This is a genomic window from Microbacterium sp. sgz311019, assembly GCF_056135325.1.
This window is the reverse complement of the sequence record NZ_JBWAXO010000004.1, coordinates 351,263-362,940: the sequence shown is the minus strand read 5'-3', so window position 1 is coordinate 362,940 and position 11,678 is coordinate 351,263. Positions and strand designations below refer to the sequence as shown.

7 protein-coding genes are annotated in these 11,678 nt (G+C 68.8%); 2 read left to right on the top strand and 5 right to left on the bottom strand.

Annotated elements, in window-relative coordinates:
- Window positions 1-73 precede the first annotated feature (73 nt).
- Window positions 74-745: a spermidine/putrescine ABC transporter substrate-binding protein gene (locus AC0NZN_RS08830; RefSeq protein ID WP_474591920.1), complete on the top strand. Its 672-nt coding sequence runs from the start codon at window positions 74-76 to the stop codon at window positions 743-745.
- 13 nt (window positions 746-758) lie between these two features.
- On the opposite strand, the gene AC0NZN_RS08825 is transcribed toward AC0NZN_RS08830, so the two are convergent.
- Complete coding sequence (locus AC0NZN_RS08825) at window positions 759-1,307, bottom strand: hypothetical protein (protein WP_474591919.1); 549 nt, start codon at window positions 1,305-1,307, stop codon at window positions 759-761.
- Between the two features lie 88 nt (window positions 1,308-1,395).
- Window positions 1,396-2,475, bottom strand: a complete 1,080-nt coding sequence (locus AC0NZN_RS08820) for an ABC transporter (protein ID WP_474591918.1) — start codon at window positions 2,473-2,475, stop codon at window positions 1,396-1,398.
- A gap of 162 nt (window positions 2,476-2,637) precedes the next feature.
- On the opposite strand from AC0NZN_RS08820, the gene AC0NZN_RS08815 reads away from it, so the two are divergent.
- The gene (locus AC0NZN_RS08815; RefSeq protein ID WP_474591917.1) at window positions 2,638-3,222 is read left to right on the top strand and encodes a hypothetical protein; all 585 of its coding nucleotides are present in this window, start codon (window positions 2,638-2,640) and stop codon (window positions 3,220-3,222) included.
- 7 nt (window positions 3,223-3,229) lie between these two features.
- Here the strand turns inward: AC0NZN_RS08815 and AC0NZN_RS08810 are convergent, their stop codons facing one another.
- The 3 genes from AC0NZN_RS08810 to rpoB form a co-directional block, all read right to left on the bottom strand.
- Window positions 3,230-3,826 carry a hypothetical protein gene (locus AC0NZN_RS08810; RefSeq protein WP_474591916.1) on the bottom strand — a complete coding sequence of 199 codons (597 nt, stop codon included), beginning with the start codon at window positions 3,824-3,826 and terminating at the stop codon, window positions 3,230-3,232.
- A 146-nt stretch (window positions 3,827-3,972) separates the two neighbouring features.
- Window positions 3,973-7,884 carry a DNA-directed RNA polymerase subunit beta' gene (locus AC0NZN_RS08805; protein ID WP_474591915.1) on the bottom strand — a complete coding sequence of 1,304 codons (3,912 nt, stop codon included), beginning with the start codon at window positions 7,882-7,884 and terminating at the stop codon, window positions 3,973-3,975.
- Window positions 7,885-7,934: 50 nt separating this feature from the next.
- Window positions 7,935-11,429, bottom strand: coding sequence for a DNA-directed RNA polymerase subunit beta (gene rpoB, locus AC0NZN_RS08800; protein WP_474591914.1), 3,495 nt, complete (start codon window positions 11,427-11,429; stop codon window positions 7,935-7,937).
- Window positions 11,430-11,678 lie beyond the last annotated feature (249 nt).

Genomic DNA, 11,678 nt, shown 5'->3' with positions numbered 1-11,678 from the left:
CGAGTGGAGCGGATGTGAGGGACGGACAGCGCTGTTCCCGCGGCGGAAAGCGCCCTCAGGATACCGTTGTCGTGTGGAGCGGTCGCTCGAGACGCAGGCGAGCCAGGCGGTGGATGCCTGGCTGCGCTGGCTGCCGCGCTGGCAGCCGGCGACGCACCGCGGTCGGGTGGCGCCCTGCCGACTCTGTCTGGGCTCCCCCGTGCTCTCGGCCGCGGGACTCGGCGCCGACGTGCCGCATGCCGTCCAGCACGGACTCTCCGTGCGGATCAAGACGATCGTCGACCGCGCGGTCGCGGAGTACACCGCACGCAACCTGCCGATGCTGCAGGCCGAGCTCGACCAGCAGGCCGCACGCAACCGCGCCCGCAGCTACCGCCCGACCGAGGATCTGGAGCCCGAGTTCGATGGTCTGCCGCTCGACCCCGAGCCGTTGCCGGGTGCACCGTTCCTCTTCACGCTCGCCGGCCTCGCCGCGGAGGCGGATGCCGTCGTTCCGGCGCTTCCGCCCCTGACCGAGGAGGCCAAGGCGGCGCTCCGGCAGGAGGTGGGCCTGGCCGACGACTACGCCAACATGGTCGGCCGGGAGATCTGTGCGGTTCTCCTGCACCACCGCCTGCGCATCCAGTCCGCTGTCGGGGAATACGTGGAGCCCCAGGTCGAGGCGATGCTCGAGGAGCTGACGAGATCGCTGGATGCGCCGTTCGACCCGCGCGACGGCGGATCCGACGCGTTCGACGGGCTCTGAGCCGCGCGCGCGGCTACGGCTCGCGCTTCTCCCACGGCCAGCGCGGGCGGTCCGCGTGCGTGCGGACGAGGGCGATACCCGCCCATCCGGCGATGAGCGCGGCGCCGAAGACGACCAGCCCGTACCAGCTTGTCGCGAGGCTCCCGACCGTGCCGATCGCCGCCGCCGGGTCGACGCCGACGATCATGGCGACGAGGCCGACGCCCACGAGGTAGGCGAGGAACGCCGCGATCGCGACGACCGGCGCTCCCCAGAACGATGGCGGGTCCTCGCGCCGTGCGGCCTCGCGGGACGTGGCCGCGTCTCGTGGAGAGGGCGCGGGGGGTCCGGCCCGCACGAACACCCACAGCACCCCGGCGAACGCGACCGCCGCGAACACCGCGCCGAAGATCCCCGGGAACTGGCCGAACCCGGGGGTCGAGATGACATCGGTTCCCGTCGACAAGCTCGTCATGCCGAGGCCGAAGATCATCAGTGCGACGAAGCCCAGGACGGCGAATGCGAGCGCGATCGGCGGGCGCACGGGCCCCTGCGACGCGTCGGAACCCCGGTCAGCGGCCATCCATCCAGACTACGTGGGTGGATGCGCGCGGCACGGGGCTTGCCTGCACCCGCTCGGCGCGACCGCTGCGCTCAGAGGCGCCGCCCGCTCACGGGACGTGCAGCTGCGGGCCGGCCTCGAGCGTGCGCTCGTACTCCCGCTGCGCCTCGAGGTTCTGCAGCGTGACCCGACGTCCGCGCGCGGCGACCCAGGCGCCGAACCAGATGGTCAGCTCGCGCGCGATGATGAACGACGCGATGGCGAGCGGCGCGAACAGGTGCGTCTGGACGAGGCTGCGAGCCTCGCTGGCCGTCACCATCCAGAACGGTGCCTGACACACGACACCGAGCAGGTAGCCGCCGTAGGCGACGAATCCGATCAGCAGACCGAAGACCACCCACAGCCCCCAGCGGCCGCGGTTGATGATCGCCCCGAGCAGCCAGAACGCGATGAAGAACACGACGACGGGCACCCACAGGGTCCACGTCGTGAGAGCGTGGCCGAGCCAGTTCAGGACGCCGTCGAACGACGCTCGATGGGCGAAGACATCGGTCGCGAACCAGACGGCGAGATACAGCAGGGCGAAGGATGCGGCGGCGACGAGGCCGATCGCACCCGCCGCGCCGCGGTTGCCGCGGGGACGCGGCGCCTCCGGCGCCTGGACGAAGATCGGCTGCTGCGTCGGGTAGCTCGGCGCGGGCGCTGCGACGGCGGCGGCCGCCGCTGCAGGCGCGACGGCCGGCTCGCTCGGGGTGACGGGAGCAGCGCCGGCGGTCGACGCGACGGTCTCGGGCGAGGAGTACTCCGGCGTGTAGGCGAGCGAGGCGGCCTCCGGCGAGTCCCACGGGTCGGGCTCGGGGGCGGGCTTCTCGACGCTGCTCTTCTCGGCAGGCGTCTTCTCGGCGGCCGCGGCCGCGGCCGCAGAGGCCGGCTCGGGCGCGGTGCCAGCCGCGTCGCGCGCGTCCGCCTTCACGGCGGCGGGCTCCGGTGCGGCGGCGGCCTCCGGGGCAGACGCGGGAGTGGACGGCTCCGAGGCAGACGCGGGGGTGGCGACCGGCACGTCGCCCGCGGCGGCGCCCGTGCGAGCGGCCTCGGCATCCGAAAGCCCCTCGTTGGCGCTTCCGACGACGTCGTCGACACCATTCGGCTCCTGGACGGGCTCGCCGACGCGCGGCTCGTTGTCGCTCATTCCGCTGCTCCTCACATGGAGAGTGCTCCTCTCCGCAGTGCGAGGTTAGCCTGCGCTCCCGACGCGGCCGAGGAGGCGTGCCGAGCGAGTGTCGATCCGCCGAGCGCCGTGCCGGATCGTTATCGTGTGGCCATGCGACGACACCGAGGACGACACAGAGCAATGCCGGCGACGGTGGCGACGGCATCCCTCCTCATCGTCGCCGTGGCCGTCGTCCTCGTGGGCTGTGCGCCCGACCCGTCCCCCGCGCGCTCGACGTCGACAACGACGTCGACGTCCGCCTCCCCCGAGGCTCGCGAGGACACGCCGAGCGCGACGCCGTCGCCCACAGCGACGCTCGTGGCCATGCCGGCCGACTGTCGCGCCATCCTCTCGGAGAACGTTCTCGCCCAGCTGAAGGACGTCCCGCTCAACGACCCGGCGTTCGGGCCCTCCGGCGCCGTCGACGGCGGCCTCGTGTGCATCTGGGGCTCGCCGGGCGCCGACACGACGAACCTCACGACGAGGATCACGCGGATGTCACGCGGACCGGCGCTCGACAAGCTCAACGAGCTGGCCGCCCAGGGGTACACCTGCTACACGCCGGACGGCGGCACGCGCTGCGAGAAGACCTGGCAGAACACGCAGTACCCGGTGACGGACGGCCGCACGCTGTTCTGGCGCGACGGCATCATGATCGACTCCGCATTCTCGAACCTCGCCCCGAGCGGCTACACCGGCAGCATCGTCGCCCACGTCTTCGGCTGAGCGCCGCTCACGGCCAGAGGCGCGCCGCCAGCTGGTCGGTGTAGCCCGGTGGATGCCAGCCCGTCTCGGTCGTCGACAGCCACATGCCGTCGCGCACGATCTCGTCCTCGATCGTGGTGCCCGTGATCTTCGTGCAGCGGACGCCGTCGCCGCTCGCCGCGCACGCGAAGCCCGCGGCCGCGAGGGCGGGCTGGGCGATGCCGGGAGCCGCCGCATCCACCGTCGCCAGGGTCGTGGAGACCGACCCGCCGGCGCTGTTGCGCCACGCGCACGTCATGCGCACCTTCGGCTGGAGGGCGTCGCGCACGGCGACGGCCGACGTCGCGGGCAGCGACGTCGACTGCGCCAGCACGACCTCCGGATTCCAGCCGAGAGCGATCCACAGGAGCCCGGGATAGAGCGAGCGGCAGTCCTCGGTCAAGGGGCGCTCCGCCGGGACGGACGGCGGCTCGTCCCACGTCGGGGAGGCGTTGCGCAGGGTGTTCCCGACGAAGAGGAGGGCCGAGGGCACGGCGGGCGCGGCAAGCCACACCAAGCCGCCCACCACGCCGGCGCAGATCAGGCCGGCGGGCCAGGCGATCCAGCCATTGCGGCCGCCGATCATCCCATCACCCCCCTCAACGGTAAGCGCGTAGGCGGACATCGGGGCCGCGCGGCGCGCCAGCGCGACACTCTTGCGGTCCCGCCCAGAAACGACGAAGACCCCCGGCCGAGGCCGAGGGTCTTCGCAGGATCAGCTGACGCCGACGATCAGTTGTACGTGCCGGGCGTGAAGTCGTCCGTCGAGAAGCTGTCGAAGTCGACGAAGCTCAGGTCGGCCTCCGAGTACGCGCCATCGGACGCGAAGATGCGGTTGGGGTACCGCTCGCTCTTGGCCTCCTCCGTCGCCTCGACCGCGACGTTGCGATACTTCGCAAGTCCGGTTCCGGCCGGGATCAGCTTTCCGATGATGACGTTCTCCTTGAGGCCCATGAGCGGGTCGCTCTTGCCCTCCATCGCGGCCTGCGTCAGGACGCGCGTCGTCTCCTGGAACGACGCGGCCGACAGCCACGACTCGGTCGCAAGCGACGCCTTCGTGATACCCATCAGCTCCGGACGACCCGACGCGGGACGCTTGCCCTCGCCGACCGCCTGGCGGTTCATGTCGATGAAACGACGCGAATCGACGAGCTCACCGGGCAGCAGCGTCGTGTCGCCGTGGTCGACGACCGTCACCTTGCGCAGCATCTGGCGCACGATGACCTCGATGTGCTTGTCGTGGATCGGGACACCCTGCGAACGGTAGACGCCCTGCACGCCGCCCACGAGGTACTTCTGCACCTCGCGCGCACCCTGCACGCGCATGATCTCCTTCGGGTCGAGCGTGCCGACCAGGAGCGGCTGTCCCACCGAGACGTGCTGCCCGTCCTCGACGAGGAGGGTCGCACGACGCAGCACGGGGTAGACGTGCGGCTCGTCGCCGTTGTCGGGCGTGAGGATCACCTTGCGAGCGCGGTCGGTCTCCTCGATCGTGATGCGTCCGTCGGACTCGGCGATCGGGGAGGCGCCCTTCGGAGTGCGGGCCTCGAAGAGCTCCTGCACACGCGGCAGACCCTGGGTGATGTCCTCGGCCGACGCCGAACCACCCGTGTGGAAGGTGCGCATCGTCAGCTGGGTACCGGGCTCACCGATCGACTGGGCGGCGATGATGCCGACGGCCTCGCCGATGTCGACCATCTTGCCGGTGGCGAGCGAGCGGCCGTAGCAGCGCGCGCACACGCCGACAGCGGACTCGCAGGTCAGCACCGAGCGGACCTTGATCGACTCGATGCCCTCCTCGACCAGCATGTTGATGAGCACGTCGCCGACGTCCTGACCCGCCTGGGCGAGCACGGTGCCGGAGGCGTCCACGACGTCCGCCGCCAGGGTGCGCGCGAACACCGAGTTCTCGACGTTCGCGTCCTTGACCAGGACGCCGTCGAAGCCCGGAGCGGCGATCGTGAACTCGAGGCCCTTGCTCGTGCCGCAGTCCTCCTCGCGGATGATGACGTCCTGCGAGACGTCCACCAGACGACGCGTCAGGTAGCCCGAGTCGGCCGTGCGGAGCGCCGTGTCGGCCAGTCCCTTGCGGGCACCGTGGGTCGCGATGAAGTACTCCGCCACCGACAGCCCCTCGCGGTACGAGGAGATGATCGGACGAGGGATGATCTCACCCTTGGGGTTGTTCACCAGACCGCGCATACCGGCGATGTTCCGGATCTGCAGCCAGTTTCCACGAGCACCCGACGACACCATGCGGTTGATGGTGTTGTCCTCGGGGAAGTTGTCGCGCATGGCCTTCTGGACTTCGTCCGTGGCCTCGGTCCAGATCTTGATGAGCTCCTGACGACGCTCGGCGTCGGTCGTGAGACCCTTCTCGTACTGGGCCTGCACCTTGGCGGCCTGCTTCTCGTAGCCCGCGACGATCTCAGCCTTGTTCGGCGGCGTGAGGATGTCGCTGAGCGCCACGGTCACACCGGAGCGCGTGGCCCAGTGGAAGCCGGCGTCCTTGATGCGGTCGAGGGATGCCGCGACCTCCACCTTCGGGTACTCCTCGGCGAGCTTGTTCACGATCTGCGACAGCTTGCCCTTGTCTGCCTGCTCGCGCACGAACGGGTAGCCCTTGGGCAGCGTGTCGTTGAAGATCGCCTGACCGAGCGACGCATCCACCAGACCGTGGCCCCGCTTTTCGACACCGCCGTCCTCGTCGAGAACGTCGGCGTAGCCCTCGGGCGCTTCGCCCTCGAGGAACGTCAGGCCCGGGATGCGGATGCGCACCTTGGCCTGCAGGTCGAGGGTGCCCTCGTCCTTCGCCAGGATCGCCTCGCCGACGGAGCCGAACACGCGACCCTCGCCGGTGGCGCCCTCCTTGACCGTGGTCAGGTGGTGCAGGCCGATGATCATGTCCTGCGAGGGCAGCGTCACCGGACGGCCGTCCGACGGCTTGAGGATGTTGTTCGACGCCAGCATCAGGATGCGGGCCTCGGCCTGAGCCTCGACCGACAGCGGCAGGTGCACGGCCATCTGGTCACCGTCGAAGTCCGCGTTGAAGGCGGCGCAGACGAGCGGGTGCAGCTGGATGGCCTTGCCCTCGACGAGCTGAGGCTCGAACGCCTGGATGCCGAGACGGTGCAGCGTGGGCGCACGGTTCAGCAGCACGGGGCGCTCGCGGATGATCTCCTCGAGCACATCCCACACCTCGGGACGCGTGCGCTCGACCGCGCGCTTGGCGGCCTTGATGTTCTGCGAGTGACCGAGGTCGATCAGGCGCTTGATCACGAACGGCTTGAACAGCTCGAGCGCCATCTGCTTGGGCAGACCGCACTGGTGCAGCTTCAGCTGCGGGCCGACGATGATGACCGAGCGGCCCGAGTAGTCGACGCGCTTGCCGAGCAGGTTCTGACGGAAGCGGCCCTGCTTGCCCTTGAGCATGTCGGACAGCGACTTCAGCGCGCGGTTGCCGGTACCGGTGACCGGGCGGCCGCGACGGCCGTTGTCGAACAGTGCGTCGACGGCCTCCTGCAGCATCCGCTTCTCGTTGTTGACGATGATCTCGGGGGCGCCGAGGTCGATCAGACGACGCAGCCGGTTGTTGCGGTTGATCACGCGGCGGTACAGGTCGTTGAGGTCGGACGTCGCGAAGCGGCCGCCGTCCAGCTGGACCATCGGACGCAGCTCCGGCGGGATCACCGGAACGACGTCGAGCACCATCGCGGCGGGGCTCATGCCCGTCGAGAGGAACGAGTTGACGACCTTCAGACGCTTGATCGCGCGGATCTTGCGCTGGCCCTTGCCCTCCGAGATCTGCAGGTGCAGGTTCTCGGCCTCGGCGGCCAGGTCGAACGCCTCGAGGCGGCGCTTGATGGACTCGGCGCCCATGTAGGCCTCGAAGTACTGGCCGAAGCGGTCCTGCAGCTCGTGGAACACATCGTCCTCGGGCTTCAGGGCGCCGACGGCGAGCGTGCGGAAGTCCTCCCACACGCGCTCGAGCTTCGCGATCTGCTCGTCCGCGCTCTTGCGGATGCCGGCCATCTCCTTCTCGGCGGCGTCCTTGACCTTCTTCTTCTGGTCGGCCTTGGCACCCTCCGCCTCCAGAGCGGCGAGCTCCTCCTCCAGCTTGGCCAGGCGGGTCGCGATGCGGGCATCGCGGCGGTCGCCGAGCGTCTTCAGCTCGAGGCGGATGTTGTTCTCCTGCGTCGGGAGGTCGCGGTGACGCGCGTCCTCGTCGACCGAGATGACCATGTACGCGGCGAAGTAGATGACCTTCTCGAGGTCCTTCGGGGCCATGTCGAGCAGGTACCCGAGGCGCGAGGGCACGCCCTTGAAGTACCAGATGTGCGTCACGGGCGCGGCGAGCTCGATGTGGCCCATCCGCTCGCGGCGGACGGAGGACTTGGTGACCTCCACGCCGCAGCGCTCGCAGACGATGCCCTTGAAGCGGACGCGCTTGTACTTGCCGCAGGCGCACTCCCAGTCACGGGAGGGTCCGAAGATCTGCTCGCCGAAGAGGCCGTCCTTCTCGGGCTTGAGCGTGCGGTAGTTGATGGTCTCGGGCTTCTTGACCTCGCCGTAGGACCAGCGACGGATGTCGTCGGCTGTGGCGAGACCGATGCGAAGCTCATCGAAAGTTGTTGCGTCGAGCACTAGTTCTCCTGTGTCGAAAATTCGGTTCGAATTCGGGGTTGAGGTCGAGGTCAGATCTCGTCGATCGACGACGACTCGAACCGGGTGGAGATATTGATGCCGAGCTCTTCCGCCGCGCGGAAGGCGTCGTCATCCGTGTCGCGGAGATTGACCGCCGTGCCGTCGGCGCCGAGGACCTCGACGTTCAGGCAGAGCGACTGCATCTCCTTCATGAGCACCTTGAACGACTCGGGGATGCCGGGCTCCTGGATGTTCTCGCCCTTGACGATGGCCTCGTACACCTTGACGCGGCCGAGGATGTCGTCGGACTTGATCGTGAGGAGCTCCTGCAGCGCGTACGCCGCGCCGTAGGCCTCGAGGGCCCACACCTCCATCTCACCGAAGCGCTGGCCACCGAACTGGGCCTTACCGCCGAGCGGCTGCTGGGTGATCATCGAGTAGGGGCCGGTCGACCGGGCATGGATCTTGTCGTCCACCAGGTGGTGCAGCTTCAGGATGTACATGTAGCCGACCGAGATCGGAGCCGGGAACGGCTCGCCGGAGCGCCCGTCGAACAGCCGCGTCTTGCCCGTGCTGTCGATGAGGCGCTCGCCGTCGCGCGTCGGGAGCGTCGAGTCCAGCAGACCCGCGATCTCCTCCTCGTGCGCGCCGTCGAACACCGGCGTGGCGACCTTCGTGCCCGCGGGCGCCTCCCAGGCGCCGGCCGGCAGCTGGTCCGCCCAGTCCGGGTTGCCCTCGACCTTCCAGCCCTGCTTCGCGACCCATCCGAGGTGGGTCTCCAGCACCTGGCCGAAGTTCATTCGACCCGGGATGCCGAGCGGGTTCAGGATGACGTCCACCGGCGTGCCGTCGGCGAGGAACGGCATGTCCTCGACCGGCAGGATCTTGGCGATGACGCCCTTGTTGCCGTGGCGGCCGGCGAGCTTGTCGCCCTCGGTGATCTTGCGCTTCTGGGCGATGTAGACCACGACGCGACGGTTGACGCCCGAGCCGAGCTCGTCGTCGCCGTCCTCGGCGTTGAACTCCTTGACCGCGATGATCGTGCCCTGCTCGCCGTGCGGCACCTTGAGGGACGTGTCGCGGACCTCGCGGCTCTTCTCGTTGAAGATCGCTCGGAGCAGGCGCTCCTCGGCCGACAGCTCGGTCTCGCCCTTCGGCGTGACCTTGCCGACGAGGATGTCGCCGGGACGCACCTCGGCGCCGATGCGGACGATGCCGCGCTCGTCGAGGTCCTTGAGGAGCTCCGGGCTGACGTTGGGGAGATCACGCGTGATCTCCTCCTTGCCGAGCTTCGTGTCGCGCGCATCCACCTCGTACTCCTCGATGTGGATCGACGAGAGCACGTCGTCCTTCACGAGGTCCTGGCTGAGGATGATGGCGTCCTCGAAGTTGTGGCCCTCCCACGTCATGAACGCGACGAGGAGGTTCTTGCCGAGCGCGAGCTCGCCGTTCTCCGTCGCGGGGCCGTCGGCGATGACCTCGCCGACCTCGATGCGCTCACCGGCCGAGACGATCACGCGCTGGTTGTAGCTCGTGCCCTGGTTCGAACGGTCGAACTTGCGCAGGTAGTAGTCCTGCGTGCCGCCCTCGTCGAGCTGGACGGTGACCTTGTCGGCCGAGACCTCGGCGACGACGCCCGCCTTCTGGGCAGTGACGACGTCACCCGCGTCGATGGCGGCGTAGCCCTCCATGCCGGTGCCGACGACAGGCGACTCCGAGCGCAGCAGCGGCACGGCCTGGCGCTGCATGTTCGCACCCATCAGGGCGCGGTTCGCGTCATCGTGCTCGAGGAACGGGATGAGCGACGTCGCGACCGACACCATCTGGCGCGGCGAGACGTCCATGTAGCCGATCTCCTCCGAGTGGAAGAGGTCGACCTCGCCGCCGTTTCCACGACGGGCGAGGACGCGGTCGGTGACGAACTTCCCGCTCTTGTCGAGCTCCGCACCGGCCTGGGCGACGATGTAGTCGTTCTCCTCGGACGCGGTGAGGTAGTCGATGTGGTCGGTGACGTGACCGTCGACGACGCGGCGGTACGGCGTCTCGATGAAGCCGAACGCGTTGATGCGCGCGAACGACGCGAGCGAGCCGATCAGACCGATGTTCGGGCCTTCCGGCGTCTCGATCGGGCACATGCGGCCGTAGTGCGACGGGTGGACGTCGCGGACCTCGACGCCGGCGCGCTCACGCGACAGACCGCCGGGGCCCAGGGCCGACAGGCGGCGCTTGTGGGTCAGGCCCGCGAGCGGGTTGTTCTGATCCATGAACTGCGACAGCTGCGACGTGCCGAAGAACTCCTTGATCGCGGCCACGACCGGGCGCACGTTGATCAGGGTCTGCGGCGTGATCGCCTCGATGTCCTGCGTGGTCATGCGCTCGCGGACGACGCGCTCCATGCGCGACAGACCCGTGCGGACCTGGTTCTGGATCAGCTCGCCGACGGCGCGGATGCGACGATTGCCGAAGTTGTCGATGTCGTCGACATCCAGGCGGATCTCAGCGGGCTTGCCGCTGCGGATGCCGTCGTACGACGCGTCGCCGCGGTGCAGTCGGACGAGGTACTTGATCGTCGCGACGATGTCCTCGACCGTGAGCACGGAGTCGCGGAGCGGCTTGTCGAGACCGAGCTTCTGGTTGATCTTGTACCGGCCGACCTTGGCGAGGTCGTAGCGCTTCGGGTTGAAGTAGAAGTTGTCCAGCAGCGCGCGTGCGGCCTCGGCGGCCACCTGCTCGCCCGGGCGGAGCTTGCGGTAGATGTCGCGGAGCGCGTCCTCCTTGGTGAGGATCGTGTCCTTGGCGAGGGTCTCCTCGATCGAGTCGAACCCGGCGAACTCGGCGCGGATGTCCTCGGTCGTCAGGCCCAGGGCCTTCAGGAAGACGGTGACCGACTGCTTGCGCTTGCGGTCGATGCGCACGCCGACCTGGTCGCGCTTGTCGATCTCGAACTCGAGCCATGCACCGCGGCTCGGGATGACGCGGGCGGAGATGATGTCCTTGTCCGACGTCTTGTCGGCCACGCGGTCGAAGTAGACACCGGGCGAGCGCACGAGCTGCGACACCACGACACGCTCGGTGCCGTTGATGATGAACGTGCCCTTCTCGGTCTGCAGGGGGAAGTCGCCCATGAACACCGTCTGGGTCTTGATCTCACCCGTCTGGTGGTTCATGAACTCGGCCTCGACGTACAGCGGCGCGGCGTACGTCTTGCCGCGCTCCTTGCACTCCTCGATCGAGTACTTCTCCGGCTCGAGGTAGGGGTTCGTGAAGCTCAGCTGCATCGTCTCGCTGAGGTCTTCGATCGGAGAGATCTCCTCGAAGATCTCCTCGAGACCGCTCTTCTCCGGCACGTCGGTGCGACCCGCGACCTTGGCCTCGGCGACGCGCGCCTTCCACGCGTCATTGCCGACGAGCCAGTCGAACGACTCGGTCTGCAGTGCGAGGAGGTCAGGGACCGTGAGTGTGTCGGAGATCTTGGCGAACGAGAGGCGGGATGCTCCGCGGCCGTTCTTGAGAGGGGTGGTGGATGCGTTGGGCGCAGCAGCCAAGGGGATAACCTCCATGGGCCCCGGGGGGCTCGAGTTCCTTGTCGTGGGTGGACTGCTCGATCGTCCCCGCGGTCCGCACGTCACACCTCACCGGAGTGAGGGAGTGCAGACACCAGCCGACCATCATATGAGGGCAGGGGGAATCCAAGAGCGCAAGGACCTAGCTTACGCCCTCCGACGCGCCGTGTCCAGTCGGTTCCTTGACGACTTTCGGATGCGGGGGCATAATGCCCCGCTGAGCCCGGTGAA

Coding starts and splice junctions, on each gene's coding strand:
- AC0NZN_RS08825 (WP_474591919.1), bottom strand. CDS start 1,307: ATGGCCGCTGACCGGGGTTCCGACGCGTCGCAGGGGCCCGTGCGCCCG.
- AC0NZN_RS08810 (WP_474591916.1), bottom strand. CDS start 3,826: ATGATCGGCGGCCGCAATGGCTGGATCGCCTGGCCCGCCGGCCTGATC.
- AC0NZN_RS08815 (WP_474591917.1), top strand. CDS start 2,638: ATGCCGGCGACGGTGGCGACGGCATCCCTCCTCATCGTCGCCGTGGCC.
- AC0NZN_RS08820 (WP_474591918.1), bottom strand. CDS start 2,475: ATGAGCGACAACGAGCCGCGCGTCGGCGAGCCCGTCCAGGAGCCGAAT.